Here is an 18,744-nt window from a genome sequence, read left to right as displayed (position 1 = left end):
GCGGTGCGCCTGAAACACCGCTTCGCGAACAAGTTCACTCCTACAGTGCGCTCTGGCTCAGCCCCCATGATCGACCGCTGCATTGAAGACATCCATCAATGGCGCGCCGCGATGGATGGGGCGCAGTTCAACCTGTAGGAGCCAACTTGTTGGCGAGGCGAACAACGCGGTGCGCCAGGGGCACCGCCTCGCGAACAAGTTCACTCCTACAGTGCGCTCTGGCCCAGCCCCCATGAACGACCGCTGCATTGAAGACATCCATCAATGGCGCGCCGCGATGGATGGGGGGGCAGTTCAATCTGTAGGAGCCAACTTGTTGGCGAGGCGAGCAATGCGGTGCGCCTGAGACACCGCCTCGCGAACAAGTTCGCTCCTACAGTGCGCTCTCCAGCCCATGAACGACCGCTGCATTGAAGACATCCATCAATGGCGCGCCGCGATGGATGGGGCGCAGTTCAATCTGTAGGAGCCAACTTGTTGGCGAGGCGAGCAACGCGGTGCGTTTGAGATACCGCCTCGCGAACAAGTTCGCTCCTACAGTGCGCTCTGGCTCAGCCCCCATGATCGACCGCTGCATTGAAGACATCCATCAATGCGCGCCGCGATGGATGGGGCGCAGTTCAACCTGTAGGAGCCAACTTGTTGGCGAGGCGTCTAACGCGGTGCGCCTGAAACACCGCTTCGCGAACACGTTCACTCCTACAGTGCGCTCAGCCCCAACCCATGAACGACCGCTGCATTGAAGACATCCATCAATAGCGCGCCGCGATGGATGGGGGCGCAGTTCACAGCGGCATTGGTTAATGCGAGCCCGTAAAGGAATTAAGTACGAGGTGATCGATCATTAGCTGGCGTGAAGCGGTATCCGGCCAACGAAGTCACGGGCCATTACGACGAGCGCTGGGAAATAGAACTGGGTTTTTGGGAAGTAAAACAGAGTCTGCTTAAAGGCAATTGCGCAGCAAGCACCCTGAACGGGTACCTCCTTGTTGGTCCATATACGATCACCCGAGCGATGTCTGCACCAAGCAAGAACCTCCCTGCGTGCGATGACGCTGCGATGACCGTGTTCGCTGATAGGTGAAAAACATCGCATTTATGGGCCCAATCGCCGCCAGCACTGAGTCATTAGACCTTTGCGGGCTTTGCGACCTATCAGGGCTTTGCTCCTAAGATGGGATAGCAAAAACTGGCACAAGGTTTGCTGTCCACTTCACTAGGAAAGTTTAAAGTTGAGGGATACGATCTTCTAATTGTTATATTCCATTCGTAACTACAGAGTAATTGCACAGGCTTCTGAAGAATGGATAGTTATTAAAACTTGCACCTCACGGATGGTCATAAAGTACTTCGGGCACTGACGATATACGCTGCGACGACTCAATAGAACATGTGCAATCATTACGTGAGGAGAGTTAAAAGTGGAAGCCTGGAAAGTTTCAACTGAAAACTGCCCTATTGTAGAGCGTGCAAAGATATGGCAGCGGGCAATGGATAAGCTCTATATGCCCGGTTGTACTTACAGTGATGGCGCAGACCGCTTTCGAGGTAATGTCTATTGCGTGTCTACACCCCAAGGAGTGGAGTTCGCCAGAGTGTTTGGCACACCACTGGAAATTGCCGGGAAGTCAGCCGATCAGCCTTATACAATTTGGTTGGCTTTGGTGATCGAGGGTGTATTTTCATTGCGCTACAAGGGGTTGAACTTACCTGCTCGCGAGGGCGACATCATATATGCGCCAACGGGGCTGGATATGTCACTGACTGCCGAATCCGATTTCAAGATGCTGTATGTGAAAATTCCGCCGGATCTGGTGCATTCGAGGGTGTTGAACCCGACGTTGATTGATGTGGGGTATCTCTCCTGCGAAACCGGCGTGAACCGTATCTTTGCCAATATGCTTCAGTCCGTGAGTGAAAATATCGAAAGTATCGACCCCTCCACACTTCGACCTGTGGAGATTGCACTGGCTGAGTTCCTGGTAATGAACCTGATTCAACAGGGCCGGGTTCAGGACTTTGGCGGTACGGCAAAAATGCTGCATTTCAAGCGAATTTGTCAGGGTATCGACGTTCATCTGGCTGATCCCGATCTCTCCTTGGGACGCGTTGCCAGCGAGCATCATGTATCACCGAGGTATGTACAGAAATTATTCGAAGCGTCGGGGAGCAGCTTCGTCAGTTACGTTCGCGTGCGACGTCTTGAGCGCTGTCGTTGCGAGCTGGGCAATCCTGAATACCGACACCTTTCGGTATCGGACATTTGCTTTCGTTGGGGTTTTAACGATGCGGCGCATTTCAGCCGGGTTTTTCGCAATACGTTTGGGGTAGCCCCACGCGAATACCGACGTCAGAAAAGCGAACTGGCCAGCGCTTAGGTTCTGTTGCCATTTCGTTGCGGCTCACAACGAAACGGCAACAGACCCTGGGCTGGCCGGTTCGCCGATTTATCAGCGAGAGAGCCAGGTCGGTGCGATCTGAGTTCCCTTGCCGGCGCCATAGCCCAGGTAGATGTTCAGGCCGGCCAACGGCTCCAGATAACGAGCGTTTTTCAGGCCGCCTGCGTCGACCACGGCATAGCCCAGGCTGCTCAGCAACTCGCTGACAGTCTGCTTGGCTGCAGCATCGTCGCCGGCAATGAAGCCGCTGGCTGGGGTGCCAGCGAAGTCGGCACCCTGATCGATCACTTGAGCGAACAACGTGTTGAACGCTTTGACCACCTTGGACTGTGGAACAAGCTTGGCAATTTCTTCGGCGGCTGAAGTGCTGTAGCCGATAGTCAGGCCCATATAGTCGGCCGTCAGTGGGTTGGTGGGGTCGATGATAATCTTGCCGCTCAGATCACCCGCTGCATCGACGATGTCTTTTACCCCGTCAAAGTAGACGGCCATCACCAGCAGGTCGCTGGCCACTGCGGCTTGCGCGATGGGCAGAACGGTTGCGCCATACTGCGAGGCTACTTGTCCTGCCTTGTCCAGATTACGTCCACTCAGGACGACTTCATGGCCTGCCTTGGTCAATTGCTTGGTCAGGGCGGAGCCGATGTTGCCGTAGCCAAAGATGCTGATTTTCATGTAGTTCAAGCCTTTTATCGGAGTGTTTCAGAAGAGAGAAGGCCTGCGTGCGGCGAGCCTTCTGGTTGCTGCTCAGTTGTCATGGCCGCGCGGAGGGCCATAACGCGATGCTCATCATGCTCAGCGAGCCAAAGATGCAATGTGGGGTTATGAACTCCACTGCGTCGTCGTGCATGTCGCGGGCGCCCAGGACATACAGCAATGGCAAGAAGTGATCGGCGCTGGGAATGGACCGCGCCGCGTCGGCGCCCATGTTCGGGAAATCGGTGAGCGTCCGGTCATCGCCCGACGTGATGATTTTCCGTACGCGATCCTGAAAGCGGACAGCCCAATCGAAACCGCTTTCGGTCTTGGCGAAGTTAATCATCGACAAGTTATGCACGACGTTACCGCTGCCGATGATGAGCACGCCTTCATCCCTTAACCTTTGCAGGCGAGCGCCCAGCTCATAGTGAAAGGACGGTGGCTGGCTGCTTTCCATACTCAGTTGCAGGACGGGTACATCCGCCTCTGGGTACAGATGAACCAGAACAGACCAGGCCCCGTGATCGAAACCCCAATTGCGATCCAGTGTTACTGGAAGCGGGTTCAGCAGCGCTTCTATTCGCTTCGCCAGTTCAGGCGCTCCCGGTGCGGGGTAGCGTTTGTCGAACAACGCCTGGGGGAACGCGCCGAAGTCGTGAATGGTGCGCGGACGTGCCATTGCGGTAACGGCGACACCACGGGTCATCCAGTGAGCGGAAACCATTAAAATCGCTTTTGGCTTGCCAATGCATTTGCCAAGGGCAGCCCAGCTTTCGCTGAACTCGTTGCGCTCCAGTGCGTTCATCGGCGTGCCGTGGCCGATGAACAAGGTCGGCAGTCGGGTCGAGGGAAGGGTAGTGGTCATGCTGATTCTTCAGTCAGGGGATGAAATGTGGGTGGCCAGACAGCACTTGGGTCTGTAGGAGGGACTGCAGCGATAAGGGCTCGGGTGTAGGGATGCTGGGGGGCCGAAAGCACTTGTTCGGTATCTCCGCTTTCCACGACCTGGCCCTGGTGCAGAACCAGAATCTTGCTGCACAGGTAACGCACGACCCCCAGGTCGTGGGAAATCAACAGCAGCGAGAACTTGTGTTCGCGACGCAGCTCCAACAGCAGGTTCATGATCTGCGCCTGAACCGAGACATCGAGACCGGAAACGATTTCGTCGGCGATGAGGATCTGTGGCATATCGCACAGGCTGCGTCCGATGTTGACCCGCTGGCGTTGACCGCCCGACAGTTGCGACGGAAATCGCTCGACCGCCGACGTGGCCAGGCCAACGTCACGGGCCAGTTCCTGGGCGCGCAGGGTGCGCTCGGTGTGCAAATGACTGCGTGATTCCATGGCCTGGGTCAGCAACTGGCCGACACGCCGCCTAGGGTTCAGCGCCGCGCGCGCATCCTGGAAAATCATCTGAATGGACGAGACCCGGCGCTTCCAATCCTGTGGCTCGTCGATCAGCATCCGCTCGTTGAGCACAATGCTGCCGCCGGTGGGGCGTTCCAATCCCATGATCAGCCGTGCCAGCGTCGATTTGCCACTGCCGCTCTCGCCGACAATCCCGATGAACTCTCCCGGTGCTACCGTCAAATCCAGTGGTTGGAGCACCTGGACGTCGGGTTGCCGATTGAAGAGTGAGCGATTACCTGGCCAGGTTTTGCTCAGGCCGCTGATACGCAGGCTGGTCAGTGAGCTCATGGCCTGTCCGCTCATATGGGTATCGGTGGTGTCTTGCCGTTGGGCTTGAGGTTTGATTTGCGACCAGCGTAGACAGCGCACGCGATGTTCATCGTCCACCCAGTCCAATGACGGTTGCTGCTGATGGCAAGCTTGCTGGGCATGCTCGCAACGGGTCGCGAAACGGCAACCCTGGAGGTGGGTAAAGTCTTCGACGCTGGGCATCTGTCCATTGAGCGCGCGCAGTGTATGCAGCGGCCCGGTCAGGTTCGGAATGGCTTGGCGCAAGGCTTGGGTGTAGGGGTGCAGGGTCGAGGAGAACAGGTGTTTGGCGGGTCCGCTTTCCATGATTTCGCCAGCATAGAGAACTGCCACCTCGTCGCACGCATGAGTGGCGAGGCCCATGTCGTGGGTGACGAACAACACCGCCGTACCATGGCGCTCCTGAAGATTGCGCAGCAGTTTGACGACATGCGCCTGGCTGCTCACATCCAGCGCGGTGGTGGCTTCATCGCTGATCACCAGGTCTGGCAGGCTGGCGAACGCCATGGCAATCATCACCCTTTGGCACATGCCGCCAGAGAGTTCGAAGGCGTACTTGCCTAACAGAGATGCGGCGCGGGGCAGGCGAACCTCCTCCAGCGCCTTGATCGCTCGCTCGCGGCACTCCTGCGCTGGCACGCCAATACGTAACAGGTGCTCGGTCAACTGATGGCCGATGGTCAACACCGGATTGAGTGCCGTCATCGGTTCCTGCGGGATGAACGCAATGCGGGTCCCCAGCCACTGGCGATGGATTGTCGAAGAGGCTGCCAGTAAATCTTCACCGTCGAAACGCAGGCTTCCCGAACTGACTTCAAATCCGCCCGGCAACTGACGCGACAGGATTCGCCCGATCATGCTCTTGCCGGCACCCGACTCGCCCACCAGCCCAAGGGTACGCCCAGGCCGCAAGTCAAAGCTGAGATCGCGCAACACCAGGCTGGGCCCTTGCGGTGTTTGCGCGGTGACGTTCAAGTGTTGCACTTGGAGCAGCAGCGATGATTTTTGCGGCGGCGTGAAGGGGCTCGGGTTGGGGTTGGCCAGCGGTTGTGCGGACATAAGGGAAAGGGTCATCTCAGGCGGCTCCGTTGCGTTCAAGCATTCGAACATCGGTGGCCTGGCGCAGCCCCTGGCCGAGGAAGGTCGCTGCCAGTACGGTCAGAATCATGCAGAACACGGGGAGCAGCAGCGGGTAGGGCGAGGAGTACATGCTGTTTAGGCCGTCGCTGATCATCGCCCCCCATGTCGGTGTCTGCGAGCCCACCGACATGCCGGCGAACGAGAGGATGCTTTCGGCGACCACCGCAATACTGACTTCCAGCGCCATCAGGGCGATCAGCGTCGGGACGATGCCGGGCATCACTTCGCGCCAGATAATACCCAGCGTATTGGCGCCGCTGATGCGTGCTGCCGCCACGTATTCGCGGCGCCGAATAACCAGGACCTCGGCCCGTATCACTCGACAAAAGCGAGCCCAGTCGACGAACACGATGGCCAGGATCACGTTTTGCAGGCCCGGTGACAGCGCAACCATCAGAATCAAGGCCAGCAATACTGCGGGGAATGACAGCCATAGATCGACGAACCGATTGACCAACCAGTCCAGCCAGCCGCCTTGATAACCGGCCAGCAAAGCGAGGGTACAGCCAAGCGCCGCCGCGCCGATCGGTGCTGCAATGGCGATAGTGATGACCACGCGAGCGCCATACAGCAGACGCGACAATACGCATTGGCCAAGACCGTCAGTGCCGAGCGGATAATTCAGTGTGCCGCCGTCCACCCAGAAGGGCGGCAGCAGAACCCCTGCCAGATCCTGCTCGTTTGGCGCGTGGGGTGCCAGGAACGGCGCGAACAAGGCCAGCAACGCCAATAGCAGCATGAAGCCAGCACCGATACAGAAGCTGCGTTCACGCAGCGCCCGGTACCACAGTGATGAAGGAGCGAGTCGGAAATTCATGCCTGGCTCCGCAGTCTTGGGTTGAGTTGATGCAAGGCGAATTCGGTCAGCATGTTGACCACCTGCACTGTGACGGCGTAGGTCAGTGCCAATGCCTGGATGGTTTGCAGGTCGTAGGCCCCCAGCGCGCGCAGCATCATTGCGCCGATGCCGGGCAGGCCGAATATCGATTCGATCAACAGCGTGCCGCCGATCACCACGCTGGCCTGCACACCGATCAGGCTGATCGTGGGCAGCGCGGCGTTACGCAGGGCGTGACGTACCAGCAGCGCGGATTCGCCAATGCCGCGCAGGCGGGCGGCGTGGATGTAGTCTTCGTGGTACACCTCGATCAGGCTCGAATGCATCATTCGGGCGATAGGCGTCGCGATGCACAGTCCCAGGGTCAAGGCGGGCAGGGTCAGATGGCTGATGACGCTGGCGAAGGCGCTGAAGTTGCCATCGAGCAGGCTGTCAATGAGTGAAAAGCCGCTGACGTGAGGGGCTTGCAGTCCAGGGTCTATCGCGCCAACGAACGGCAGCCATTGAAGGGTGACCCCGACGGTTACGATCAGGATGATCGCCCACAGGTAATCGGGGATAGCGATCATGATGCCGTTGAGCGCCATGATTGCGTGTTCATAGCGGGTACCGCGCAAGCGAAAGCTCAGCAGGCCGCTGCCCAGTCCGAGGGTCAAGCCGATTACAAATCCGAATGCCAGCAATTGCAGGGTTGTCGGCAGCGCTTGCAGGACCATGGGCAGCACTGGCGTGCCGGTCTGGATCGAGGTGCCGAAGTCACCGTGCACCGCGCCGAGCAGCCAGAACAGAAACTGCACGATCACGGGACGATCCAGGCCCAGTTGGTGGGACAACCGGGCTATATCTTCGGCGGAGGCACCCGGTGGCATGAGCATGTTCACCGGGTTGATCGGGATGCCTCGCAAAATCGAGAAAACGATCAACGAAATGAGCACCAGCATCGGCAAGCGCCATAGCGCCTGCCGGAGCACCAGCCAGATCATGCGGCCGGGCCGTGATACAAGATGTGCTGCGATATCGGTTGCAGATGAAGTAGTTGCGCTCATCGGTGTCTTATCCCAGAAGGCAAATCAAGCGGGAGTGTTAGGCAGTTCCTGAAGCGCAATCAGGGCTGGCGCGACTTCGGGCTTGAGGCGTTGCCAAGTGTTCTGGTAACGCGATACTGCCCATTTGTTGAAGTCGCTCTGCGCCTGCTCTTGCCATGAATACCGGCCCCTTACGGCGAAGCGCGAACGCAAGCCCTGTTGAACCAGCTCATCTACATGCAAGTCTTGGGCGATGATTTCCGTGGTGGCGTTGTTGATCATGTCTAGCAGGTGCGGGAACGCCGGATTTTTCATGGCGTCTGGAGCGCAAAGCACACCGGTATCGTTGAAGTGGGTCTCGGGGCCGTCGGCACGCAGGATCAGGTAAATCACCAGATCGCTGGTCAAGACCAGAGAAAGCGTGGGCGGCAGGTTGACGAACAGGAAGCGATTGCGTTCTTCCTCGGTCAGTTGCGGGAAGACTGGCAGCACCGCCTTTTGCGTCGGGTTGAAGCCGGCGTCCGCGTGCAGGGTGCCGTTGGTGCGGTAATAACCGGCGGTATCGGCAGGCAGATCGTCGGGGAAGCGCGCCAGGGCGCTCGGTGCGAAATCGTGCAGCGGTCCCTGATGCAGACGGTTGGCGTGGTAGCCGTCGTTATTGTTTTCCATCATGACTTTCCAGTTCCACGAATAGCGTGGTCCCTCGTCCGGCCGCGGCCCCTCGGCGTTTTGCAGGTCATAGTTCTTCAGCACTTCGTCCACCGCCAGCAGACGCGGGCCAAGTGGCGGGGCGTTGAGGTCGAAGTTGACGAAGATGAATCCTTGCCACAGCTCGACCTTCATCGTGGGCAGGCAAAAATCCTTGCGCTGGAAGTTTTCGGTCTTTTGCATTTCTGGCGCGCCGATCAACTCTCCATTGAGGTTGTAGGCCCAGTGGTGATAGGGGCAGAGGAATGCGTTGGTGTTGCCCTTGCCCTCGGCGACCAGCATCGCGCGGTGCTGGCAGACAGCGGACATGGCCTTGATTTGCCCCTCTCGATTGCGGGCGATTATCAGCGGCTCGCCGATGATGGTGGTGGTGAAGTAATCGCCTGCATTGGCGACCCACTCTTGACGCCCCAGGCAGAGCCATTCGTGATTGAACAGCGCTTCTTTTTCAAACGCGTAGAACTCGGCATCGGTGTAGCACATCGGCGGCAGCGTATTGGACTGGCTGACGTCGCCTGCCGAACTGGTGAGACTGTTGAAGAACTCGTCTGACTTGAATATGGACATTGCATTCTCGCTGTGACTTGGGGTGGTTTTCGCCTATGAGAGAAGTCTATCCAGCGCCCTGTTTCCCCACTTGAACTGATGCGCACGGAGTTAGGCCTTAATGCGCATTCCCGCGATGAGCTGCCAGCACGCGCAGCGGGCGTACTTGCATCCACCGGATGCACGCCATAAAGGTGCTACAGCACTGATCTTTGCGATGGGCAGGGTTTTGGCGCGCAAAAAAAGGCCCTGATATCAGGGCCTAGAGGCGTCAGGCATTCCAGTGTGACGGCAGTATCCAGCCGTTCTGATAGGCCTTGTAATGCAGTGTTTTGGCATGGGCTACGCTCGAAACGCCCTGTAGCAGCGGCAGGCTGTAACCCTGTTCAACGACCCAGCGGTTGAACGCTTTGTATTGTTCTATCCGCTTGTCGTAGTCGCGCTCCACCAACAGTGGGGAAAGCTTCTCCATCACATCCTGGCTGCGCCAGACCGAAAATGCAGTGTCTGCATTTAGATAACTGCCTGCGTACAGTTCGGGGTCGGCAGTGGAGTTGTTCCAGAACCACAATGTCGGCCCTTGCAGTGTTCCCGCCGCCACCGACTGGAAGTACACGCCCATGTCGATGGTTTCCAGTTCTGCCTGGATGCCGACCTTGCTCCACATCTGCACAATCGCGCGGGCCATCTGGTTGTCCACCGGATGTACGCCGTTGGTGGCGAAGAACTTGAAGCGCGCTGGCTTGCTTTCGCTGTACCCGGCTTTGGTCAGATACTCCCGCGCCTTGGACAGGTCGTAAGGGAAGTTGAAAGCGGCTTCATAGCCCGGCGTGCCAGGTGGAGAAGGGCTTGAAAGTGGTTCGGGAAGGTCGTTGAGCAGTGCTTGCGCCAGGGCTTTTTTGTCAATGGCATGGTGCATCGCCAGGCGCAGGTTGATGTCATCCAGAGGCGGTTTGTTGAGCATGTGGATCAGGTAAGTGTCCACCGTCACGGTCAGCGCGCTGCTGATACTCGGCAGCTTGCCCAGGCGCAAGGCTTCGCGGATAGGCAGCGCAAAGCTGAAATCCACCTGGCCGGACTGCGTGGCGGATGCACGAGAGGTCGGATTGGGGATGATCTGGATAGTGACGTTTTCCAGCTCGGGTTTGCCGCCCCAATACCGATCGAAAGCCTGCAGCACGATGCGGCTATTGCGTTGGTAATCCACCAGTTTGTAGGGGCCTGAACCTATCGGTTTGGCCAGGAACGCGTCCATGCCGACTGCGCTGATGTATTTCTTCGGCAAAATGAATGAACCGGCAAACCCCAGGTACTGTGGCGCCGTCACGAATGGTTTGGTAAAGCGGACCACCGCCTGAGTGGGAGTGGGCGTCTGGATGCTTTCGATGGTGTTCCAGATGTAACCCAGTTGCAGGGTGTTGTCGGCTTTTGGCCGGTCAAGGAAGGTGTATTTGAAGTCTTCCGATGTCAGCTTGTCGCCATTGTGAAAGTACACGTCATCACGAAAATCCAGCACCAACTCAAGGCCGTCACTCTGCCACTTGTAAGCGGTGATGACGCCTGCGTTCAACTGGTTGTCGGGGCCGTATTCGAGGGGTTGATCAAACACGCATTTGTACAGCGATGTCGCGTGGGGAATGATGCGCGCGGTCGGGTCCCAACTGGTGACGTCAAACGGGAACGCCAAGGACACATTGCGACCGGCGGCCATCGCAGGCTTGAGGCCCACCTGGGCCAATAACAGGGCTACAGCGCTGATCGGTACAGCTTTTAACAATGTTCTTCGGTGCACTGTCGTATTCCTCTGAAAAGGTCTGTTCAGAACCGGGTGCTGTTTAGAATGTGTACACCATGCCTAGCCGCGCAGTGTCCTGACGGTTGTCGCTGGAGTTATCCAGATACCAGCCCGCGCCCTGGTTGGCCCTCACCCCGTCTGAGGCTTTCATCCAGGAGTAGGAGGCGTAGAGCCAGGTCTTTTCGGAAAGATCGCGTTTGACACCCACGGTGTATTGATTCCAATCGTCGTTCGCTAGTGTCGAGTATTGATAGCCGACAATTGCCGTGGTTTTTTCTGCGACCGGGTAGTAGCCGCCAATTTCATAGACGTGCTGAGTGTCCTTCTCTCCATCGCGCTTGAACGTGGTTTGCGAGGTGTTGCCCACCAAGGTGAATTTGCCCAGTTGGTAATGGCCACCGACTATCGCGGTTTCCTGGTTGACGATCAAAGCGCTGCCATCAAAGGTCAATTTCTGGCCGAGCAACTCGCTGACACCGATCTGCAGGTCTGGGTAGATGTCGTTGTTGTCGATGCGAACATAGGCTGCGGCCAGGCTCCAGGGGCCGGCAAAGTAGCTGGCGCCCAGGCTCAGAGTCTCCTTGTTACCTGAGGCCTGACCTGGGTAGGCCGCATCATCCGTTGCATACATGATGCCAAACTTGAACCCGTCGAACGTCGCGCTCTGGAACTTGATCGAGCGGTCCACGCGCCAACCGGAAATGCGGTCGAAGTCGCCATGGTGACCGGCGTAGGTGGTGGCATAGCCGCCGATATTCAGCTGGTTCATGTAGTCATAGACGAAATCGTACTGACGCCCGAAGGTCAGCCGTCCCCACTTGTTTTCAAGCCCGGCGTAGGCCTGTCGCCCCCAAGTAGTGCCGTACTGTGAAGTCGTGCCATCGCTGAGGTTGAAACCGTGCTCAATGGTGAAGACCGCCTTGAGCCCCCAGTCCAGATCCTGCGAGCCGGTGAGACCCAGGCGGTTGCCCCAGTTGACGCCATCTCGCTCGCCGGTTTTGCTGCTGCCACCTTCGTTGCTCACGTAGGTCAAGCCATAATCGAGCACCCCATACAGTTTCACCTTCTCGGTGACCTCGTTGATGATGTCCGCCGTATGGCTGCTATCCCGTGTGGCGGCCTGGGCCTTGGCCTGGGTCACTTCTTCCTTGACGATGCCACGGATCGCTTCTTTGGTGTCGTTGTTGACCGGCGCCTGTGCGCTGGCTGTCTGTTGCTGCTTGGCCAGGGTGTCCCGGACGACCTTTTCGACGATTGCCCGAATACGCGCCTCGGCCTCGGGGCTCAGTTGCTGATCCTCAGCCCCGTAAGCAAACGCAGACTCGGACAACACACACATGGAACACACTAACGCTAGCGTCGAATACGTATTACGTCGCATGGCAATCTTTCCCATTTCTCATAGTTGGTTTGATGGAATAAGCAGTGGGTCATGCAATGATTCGGGGCACCGCAGCATTGAATATCCGGAAGTTGCCTTTCGAATCGTCTGCCTCGATATCCCGGTGCGACGTGCGGTTTTGCACCACACTTTTTCCAAAGCCCGCTGTTATCGGGCGTTGCTCGCGACGGTGTAGCCAAAGCCGCAGCAGGTGTCGACGCCGTTGCGGTTCAGCAAAATCGGTGAATTCGGTACGTGAGTGCAGCGCGGCATAGTTGGACAGCCATTGGATGTCGCCAGGGCGAAAGTCCATTTCGATGGCCATACCGGGTTCGTACGTGATGTCCTCGAAAAGCTTGAGGATTTCGTGCTGTTGCGGGGTAAGGCGCGGGACCTCGGGATAGTCCTGTGCCGTCAGGATGTACAGCGATCCGGCGTACATGCTGAATACACCGTCGACGATGCTGATGATCGGCGAGGTGTAGGTGTTCGCCGGGGCGGCCGGGTCCTGACGCAGCCAGTCCCAATGGAAGGGTTCCAATAACAGCGGCGCGAGATCGGGGCGGCGCAGCAGGATCTCGTTATAGATCTGCGCACCGGATACCAGGCACGACGCGCCACCTTCCTTCGATGGCCTCAGGCACATCAAGCCAACCACGTCGGAGCTGTCGGAGTGGAAGGGCAGTTTGTCGCGTATCGATTTTGACAGGGCGCTGGGATCTTCCAGCTTCTTGTCGGATGTGGCGTAGATATGGTCGATCAGATCGCCCTGTTCGTTCTGGCGCATCGGTTCGCCCAGGTGCAGACCGAGGATGTAATAGATGGCGGCGCTCAGCGCATCCGAATACAGCTGGGTGCGCAAACCACGTACCAGGACAAAGCCGTGGCCGATGTCCATGCGCTGCTTCCATTCTTCGATAGCGTCATGGCATTCGAGCAGGGGGTAGTCCTCAGGCTCGACCCTGCGCAGATCCGGGTCATCGACAACCAACTGCGCCCCCAGGTGCTCAAGCTCCTTGATCTGTGCGTCGCTGAGTCGATAGATCCAGTCTCCTCGCTTGATCAGCTCATCGCCGCGCCATGCCGCCGAAGTCCTCACCGGTTCCATATCAATCGCTGTTGCCATTGCCGTTTTGCCCCTGCTGCTCGAGAGTTTCCGTGTCTGGAAAGTGTCTCAGCAGACCTGTAACGGTTCTTGTCCGGGAACGCATGAAACCTTGGCTGCTCTTGGGCAGGCGTCCAACTTCTCGTGCGCGTGCGTCCAAGAAATCCAGGCCTGGCTGCCTAAACTGACGGCTTCAGTGATCGGTGAGGCAGCGCAACGTGAACGCTTCAATTTCCATACAGAGTCAGGCCGAATCCGATCCCGCCGAGATGGATCAGGTCTGGGCGGCGCAGGTCATCAAGCGCGAACAGGCTGCAGAAGGCGTCACCCTGTTCGAACTTGTATCGCTCGACGGGCGGCCCATGGTGGACTTCAGTGCAGGTGCCCACATCGCGTTGCATATGCCCGTGGGCATACGCCAGTACTCGTTGTGCAATGGGCCTGACGATCGTGATTGCTATCGCATTGCCGTGCGTCTGGAGGCGGATGGCCGCGGGGGCTCGCGACAGATCTGCGAGTCATTGCACGTAGGCGACGTGGTGCAAGTCAGCGGTCCGTTCAACCACTTTGCGCTGAACGCCGATGATCCTCATCCGTTACTGATTGCCGCCGGAATTGGCATTACACCGATGCTCGCCATGGCGCTGGAATGCCAGGCTAACGGGCGTCCTTTCGAATTGCATTACGCCGGGCGCGCCAGCCATCGCATGGCGTTCCTGCCGCTGGTGGGCGAGCGGTTGAAGGACGCCACGCGACTTTATGCTCCTGACTTGAACGACGGCAAAAGAATGCAATTGCAACAGGTCATCCCGGCAGCGACTTTGGGCCGGCACTTGTACGTTTGCGGTCCTGCTTCCCTGATCGATGACGTGTGCGCGACGGCGCGAGCCAAAGGTTGGGCCGACGACCATATTCATTTCGAACATTTCCACGGTGCGCCACCAATACCGCAGCAAGGTGACGTGCCTTTTGAGGTGCAAATCCAGTCCACCGGGCAGTGCATCACCGTTGGCGCCGAAGAAACCGTCGCTGACGCGCTGCAACGAAATGGGATCTATCTCAATGTCTCCTGCGGCTCCGGTGTGTGTGGCGCATGCCGCACCGGGGTCATTGCCGGGGAGGTGGATCACCGTGACTACTTCTACACACCGCAAGAACACGCTCAAGGCACGCAATTCACCCCCTGCTGCTCCCGCGCACGGGGCGCAAAACTGCTGCTCGATCTCTAACCGCCCACTCCTTCGCGAGGTTCCGCCATGCTCGTCAAAACCCCACTCTCAGCAGGACGCACTCATCCGACACCTGGCGCTTTGCACACACTTCGGGCAACGCCTGAGAACGTTCACTGGGGGTATTTCGACCCAGCGCTGGCGCCTGCGATCAAAGTGAAAAGCGGCGATATCATCCAGGCCGAGGCCATTACCCACCATGCCGGCGATGCGCCGGAGCTGATGATGGACGAGACCATTTGGCGGCTGTTCAACGAGATCCCCGAAGAAGACCGCAACCCGGGCGTACACATCATGACCGGCCCGATCTGGGTCGAAGGTGCAAAGCCTGGAGACATGCTGGAAGTGCGCTACTTGTCGATGACGCCGCGCAACAACTATGGCTCCAACCTCGCAGCCAACTGGGGCTATCTGTACAAGGAGTTTGACGAGACCGAGCGTGTCACCATTTATGAGCTGGACCCCAACTCCCATAACGCCCGGGCGCTGTACGCCTACGATGTGAAAGAAAAATACCTCACGCCTGGGCGTGTCACCCGCTGCGCGCACTGCGAGCGCCAAACGACCCTTGAGGGCGTACGCATCCCGATCCGTCCGCACCTGGGCACCGCAGGCGTGGCGCCGGATGTCCGGGGTCGGGTCAGTACCATTCCACCTGGGCTGCACGGTGGCAATATCGACAACTGGCGCATCGGTGCCGGTGCGACCATGTATTACCCGGTCGCCGTCGACGGTGCTCTGTTTTCAATCGGCGATCCTCATGTATCTCAGGGCGATGGTGAGGTCAGTGGTACGGCTATCGAGTCCTCACTGAACGTGATGTTCCAGGTTATTTTGCGTAAGGATTTCTTTTTCCCGTCACCGCTGTTGGAAACCCAGGATTGCTGGATCGTCCACGGCTTCGACGAGGACCTGAACAAAGCCGTACGCAACGCCTCGCTGGATATGCTTACGTTCCTCACGGAGCATCAGGGGCTGTCGCGCAACGATGCCTATTCACTGATGAGCGTCGCCGGGGACATGGGGATTACCCAGGTCGTCGACACCCGCCAGGGCGCACACATCCGCATGCCACGCGGGGTGTTTCCTTCGCAGTACTGATCAACAGTAAGCCAACACAGGTCTGTACGTTCATCGGCATTTATCCAAACGGGTTGAACGTATCTGGACGCAAGGCACTTTGGTGGCGCTCTATGCCGGGGTGATCAACGAGACCCATCCGAACCATTCGGTGAGCTTCTCGGCCATCGCCCGGTTCTTCATGAAAAAACGACCCAGGTCGTTTTTTTGTGCCTGCAATTTGTGGCGTCACTCGCTACGCACAATGCGATGCTGCAGATATCGTCAAGAAATGACACTATTACCGGCTTCCTATAGCGGCTCGGTACGCTGCCTGATTTTCGTTTTTGGAGAGCTGGACAATGGGCATGAACCAAACCATCACTGTGACCCCGCCAGGCATACCCTTGACTGGGCATGTGTCGCCTCCAGGCTCGAAGTCGATCACCAACCGCGCGTTGCTACTGGCCGCATTGGCCGAAGGCACCAGCCATCTGCGCGGCGCGCTGAAAAGCGACGACACCCGGCACATGTCCAACGCGTTGCGACAGATGGGTGTAACCATCGATGAGCCCGACGACACCAGCTTTGTCGTCACCGGCACCGGGCAGCTGCAGGTCCCGGACGCTCCGCTGTTTCTTGGCAATGCGGGGACTGCGGTGCGCTTTCTGACAGCGGCCGTGTGTACGGTTAATGGCCGCGTGACACTGGATGGCGATCACTACATGCAAAAACGGCCTATCGGTCCGCTGCTTGACGCCTTGCGCAAGAGCGGGTTGAGCGCCGAAAGCGCCACCGGCTGTCCACCCGTGGTCGTTCAGGGTAACGGCTCAATCAAGGCCACTCGGTTTGAAATCGACGGCGGCCTGTCCAGTCAGTATGTGTCTGCCCTATTGATGCTGGCGGCCTGCGGTGATGGGCCTATTGAGGTGGCGCTGACGGGCAACGACATCGGCGCTCGGGGTTATATCGACCTGACTATCGCCTGCATGCGTGAGTTCGGTGCTCAAGTCGAAGTCGTGAACGATGCCTTGTGGCGAGTATTGCCAACAGGTTATAGCGCCTGCGATTACCTCATTGAGCCCGATGCGTCAGCCGCCACTTATCTATGGGCGGCCCAAGCGTTGACCCACGGCAAAATCGATCTGGGGGTTGCCGCTGAGGCGTTCACTCAGCCTGACGCCAAGGCCATGGAAATCATCGCCCAGTTCCCGCACATGCCTGCGGTGATCAATGGTTCACAGATGCAGGATGCGATTCCCACGCTGGCGGTACTGGCGGCCTTCAACGAAACGCCAGTGCGCTTTGTCGATCTGGCAAACCTGCGGGTCAAGGAATGTGATCGCGTGCAAGCACTGCACGACGGCCTGAATCAGGTGCGTCCAGGCCTGGCCAGCGTTGACGGCGATGATCTGCTGGTGGCTTCTGACCCTGGGCTGGCCGGTACCGACAGCCAGGCATTGATCGACAGCCATTCTGACCATCGCATTGCCATGTGCTTTGCGCTGGCCGGGCTGAAAGTGTCCGGTGTACGCATTCAGGACCCTGACTGCGTAGGCAAAACCTACCCTGGTTACTGGCATGCGCTGGAGTTTCTCGGTGTGCGGTTGGAGCGCGGCAGCCTCTGAGCCTTTGCGGGCCTCATGCATTGGCCGGGGTGGTTGTTACATCGCCCCGCCTGTCATGGTGTATCGTGCTGGTTGCAAACTGTGCGTTGATCCTGCGCCATTGATGTTGCAGACTTACTCGCGTTTCCTCTGCTCGGCAGTTCTGCCGACCGTATCCTCCAGGATGTTCGATGTCTAAATTACTGAGCTTTCGTACCGCATGCTGGGCGATTGCCCTGCTGGCCGCCGCAGGCTGCTCGTCCAAGAAGCCGACCGTCTACGAGCATGAAAATTTTGACGACGCCGGGACGTTCTCGCGCAAATATCCAGTGGCTGACTCAGCGACATGCGAAGCGGCGCGTCGGGCATTGCTGAGCCAAGGCTATATCATCACCAGCAGTGACCCAAAGATCGTCAGCGGTCACAAGAGTTTCCAGCAAACCGGCGAAACCCACATGGAGATCAGCTTCAATGTGGTGTGTGCGGCAGACGGCGGCTCTGACACCAGCGCGACCATGTTCGCTAACGCCTTGCAGGACCGTTACGCACTGAAAAAGGTGAACAACTCGGCGAGTCTGGGTGTTGGCGTGCTGGGTTCGGTATCGATGCCGATTGGTTCGTCGGATGATTCAATGGTCAAGGTCGCCAGTGAGACCGTGGCTTCGCCGAAATTTTATGACCGATTCTTCGCGCTGGTTGAGAACTTCCTGCCACCTGAAGTGAAGAAAGCCGCGCATATCAAAGAGCAACCCAAGGCTGATCTGGGTATGCCAGAAGCGCAGGCGCCCAAGCCCGCTGCGATTGCCGAGCCCAAGCCCGCCGTTGAAGCGCCAGCCGCTGCGGCACCTTTGGCGACCCCTGCCACTGAGCCCGCACCGACCGCCGAACAGAGCAGCGAGCCAATGCCGGCACCGAGTGAACCTGAGTCGTTCAAGGCTGAGACGGTGACACCTGAGCCCGCGCCTGCTGAAGCACCGGTCAGCGAACCGGCGGCGCCCTCCACCCCAACAACCCCGGCGCAATAATTTCGCACGACCCTGTAGGAGCCAACGTGTTGGCGAGGCAACTGAGACTCCGCCTCGCGAACAAGTTCGCTCCTACAGCGCGTCCTGGCCCCGCCCCCATGTAGGAGTCGGGCTTGTCCCGCGACCGGCGGGGAACCCGTCGTAAAACCTGCGCATAGGGTGTGACAGGCAGACCGCGTGCATCGGGTTTACTGCCGCTGCACGCCAGATCGCGGGGCAAGCCGCGCTCCTACCGCCATACAGCATTTGCGCTGACGGTTCGTAGGAGTCGGGCTTGTCCCGCGACCGGCGGGGAACCCGTCGTAAAACCTGCGCACTCGGTATGACAGGCAGGCCGCACGCACCGGGTTATTGCTGCTGCGCGTTGGTCGCCTCGCCAACACGTTGGCTCCTACAGGTCTTGTGTTAGCCCAAAAACAGCTTGTACGCCGGGTTATTCGACTCATCCCAATACGGATAGCCAATCTCG

14 protein-coding genes are annotated in these 18,744 nt (G+C 58.4%); 5 read left to right on the top strand and 9 right to left on the bottom strand.

What is annotated here, in order from left to right; all coding sequences use genetic code 11:
- The first annotated feature begins 1,421 nt into the window (after positions 1-1,421).
- Positions 1,422-2,378 carry a helix-turn-helix domain-containing protein gene (locus tag VGC62_RS04695; RefSeq protein ID WP_331185903.1) on the top strand — a complete coding sequence of 319 codons (957 nt, stop codon included), beginning with the start codon at positions 1,422-1,424 and terminating at the stop codon, positions 2,376-2,378.
- 72 nt (positions 2,379-2,450) lie between these two features.
- On the opposite strand, the gene VGC62_RS04690 is transcribed toward VGC62_RS04695, so the two are convergent.
- From VGC62_RS04690 to VGC62_RS04650, 9 genes are all read right to left on the bottom strand, one after another.
- Positions 2,451-3,074, bottom strand: a complete 624-nt coding sequence (locus VGC62_RS04690) for an NADPH-dependent F420 reductase (RefSeq protein ID WP_331185902.1) — start codon at positions 3,072-3,074, stop codon at positions 2,451-2,453.
- Positions 3,075-3,153: 79 nt separating this feature from the next.
- The gene (gene ygiD, locus VGC62_RS04685) at positions 3,154-3,963 is read right to left on the bottom strand and encodes a 4,5-DOPA dioxygenase extradiol (protein ID WP_331185901.1); all 810 of its coding nucleotides are present in this window, start codon (positions 3,961-3,963) and stop codon (positions 3,154-3,156) included.
- Positions 3,960-5,891 (bottom strand): ABC transporter ATP-binding protein, encoded by a 1,932-nt coding sequence (locus tag VGC62_RS04680; protein ID WP_331185900.1) that lies wholly within the window; start codon positions 5,889-5,891, stop codon positions 3,960-3,962. The genes ygiD and VGC62_RS04680 overlap by 4 nt, the downstream gene beginning before the upstream one ends.
- Before the next feature lies 1 nt (position 5,892).
- Positions 5,893-6,774: an ABC transporter permease gene (locus VGC62_RS04675; RefSeq protein WP_331185899.1), complete on the bottom strand. Its 882-nt coding sequence runs from the start codon at positions 6,772-6,774 to the stop codon at positions 5,893-5,895.
- Positions 6,771-7,778, bottom strand: coding sequence for an ABC transporter permease (locus VGC62_RS04670; RefSeq protein WP_331185898.1), 1,008 nt, complete (start codon positions 7,776-7,778; stop codon positions 6,771-6,773). Before VGC62_RS04670 ends, VGC62_RS04675 begins: the two co-directional genes overlap by 4 nt.
- Positions 7,779-7,865: 87 nt before the next feature.
- Entirely contained in the window at positions 7,866-9,095 is a 1,230-nt protein-coding gene (locus VGC62_RS04665; RefSeq protein WP_331185897.1) for an aromatic ring-hydroxylating dioxygenase subunit alpha, read from the bottom strand.
- Positions 9,096-9,345: 250 nt separating this feature from the next.
- On the bottom strand, positions 9,346-10,866 hold the full coding sequence (locus tag VGC62_RS04660; RefSeq protein ID WP_331185896.1) for an ABC transporter substrate-binding protein: 1,521 nt from the start codon (positions 10,864-10,866) through the stop codon (positions 9,346-9,348).
- Between the two features lie 43 nt (positions 10,867-10,909).
- The gene (locus VGC62_RS04655) at positions 10,910-12,250 is read right to left on the bottom strand and encodes a porin (protein ID WP_331185895.1); all 1,341 of its coding nucleotides are present in this window, start codon (positions 12,248-12,250) and stop codon (positions 10,910-10,912) included.
- A gap of 49 nt (positions 12,251-12,299) precedes the next feature.
- Entirely contained in the window at positions 12,300-13,376 is a 1,077-nt protein-coding gene (locus VGC62_RS04650) for a TauD/TfdA family dioxygenase (RefSeq protein ID WP_331185894.1), read from the bottom strand.
- Positions 13,377-13,573: 197 nt separating this feature from the next.
- On the opposite strand from VGC62_RS04650, the gene VGC62_RS04645 reads away from it, so the two are divergent.
- From VGC62_RS04645 to VGC62_RS04630, 4 genes are all read left to right on the top strand, one after another.
- A complete protein-coding gene (locus VGC62_RS04645; protein ID WP_331185893.1) occupies positions 13,574-14,584 on the top strand; it encodes a PDR/VanB family oxidoreductase in 1,011 nt (336 codons plus the stop codon).
- Between the two features lie 27 nt (positions 14,585-14,611).
- Complete coding sequence (locus VGC62_RS04640) at positions 14,612-15,685, top strand: acetamidase/formamidase family protein (protein ID WP_065833046.1); 1,074 nt, start codon at positions 14,612-14,614, stop codon at positions 15,683-15,685.
- Positions 15,686-16,005: 320 nt separating this feature from the next.
- A complete protein-coding gene (aroA, locus tag VGC62_RS04635) occupies positions 16,006-17,271 on the top strand; it encodes a 3-phosphoshikimate 1-carboxyvinyltransferase (protein WP_331185892.1) in 1,266 nt (421 codons plus the stop codon).
- Between the two features lie 170 nt (positions 17,272-17,441).
- The gene (locus tag VGC62_RS04630; RefSeq protein ID WP_331185891.1) at positions 17,442-18,275 is read left to right on the top strand and encodes a DUF2242 domain-containing protein; all 834 of its coding nucleotides are present in this window, start codon (positions 17,442-17,444) and stop codon (positions 18,273-18,275) included.
- Positions 18,276-18,744 lie beyond the last annotated feature (469 nt).

Origin of the sequence: Pseudomonas sp. (genome assembly GCF_036404235.1) — a bacterium.
In the GTDB taxonomy this organism is placed as follows: domain Bacteria; phylum Pseudomonadota; class Gammaproteobacteria; order Pseudomonadales; family Pseudomonadaceae; genus Aquipseudomonas.
The sequence above is the reverse complement of the archived record's forward strand: the minus strand, read 5'-3'. Positions and strand labels throughout refer to the sequence as shown.

What these genes read in the sequence shown, in the direction of transcription:
- VGC62_RS04690 (WP_331185902.1), bottom strand. Translation starts at nt 3,074, where the DNA reads ATGAAAATCAGCATCTTTGGCTACGGCAACATCGGCTCCGCCCTGACC.
- ygiD (WP_331185901.1), bottom strand. Translation starts at nt 3,963, where the DNA reads ATGACCACTACCCTTCCCTCGACCCGACTGCCGACCTTGTTCATCGGC.
- VGC62_RS04680 (WP_331185900.1), bottom strand. Translation starts at nt 5,891, where the DNA reads ATGACCCTTTCCCTTATGTCCGCACAACCGCTGGCCAACCCCAACCCG.
- VGC62_RS04675 (WP_331185899.1), bottom strand. Translation starts at nt 6,774, where the DNA reads ATGAATTTCCGACTCGCTCCTTCATCACTGTGGTACCGGGCGCTGCGT.
- VGC62_RS04670 (WP_331185898.1), bottom strand. Translation starts at nt 7,778, where the DNA reads ATGATCTGGCTGGTGCTCCGGCAGGCGCTATGGCGCTTGCCGATGCTG.
- VGC62_RS04665 (WP_331185897.1), bottom strand. Translation starts at nt 9,095, where the DNA reads ATGTCCATATTCAAGTCAGACGAGTTCTTCAACAGTCTCACCAGTTCG.
- VGC62_RS04655 (WP_331185895.1), bottom strand. Translation starts at nt 12,250, where the DNA reads ATGCGACGTAATACGTATTCGACGCTAGCGTTAGTGTGTTCCATGTGT.
- VGC62_RS04650 (WP_331185894.1), bottom strand. Translation starts at nt 13,376, where the DNA reads ATGGCAACAGCGATTGATATGGAACCGGTGAGGACTTCGGCGGCATGG.
- VGC62_RS04640 (WP_065833046.1), top strand. Translation starts at nt 14,612, where the DNA reads ATGCTCGTCAAAACCCCACTCTCAGCAGGACGCACTCATCCGACACCT.
- aroA (WP_331185892.1), top strand. Translation starts at nt 16,006, where the DNA reads ATGGGCATGAACCAAACCATCACTGTGACCCCGCCAGGCATACCCTTG.
- VGC62_RS04630 (WP_331185891.1), top strand. Translation starts at nt 17,442, where the DNA reads ATGTCTAAATTACTGAGCTTTCGTACCGCATGCTGGGCGATTGCCCTG.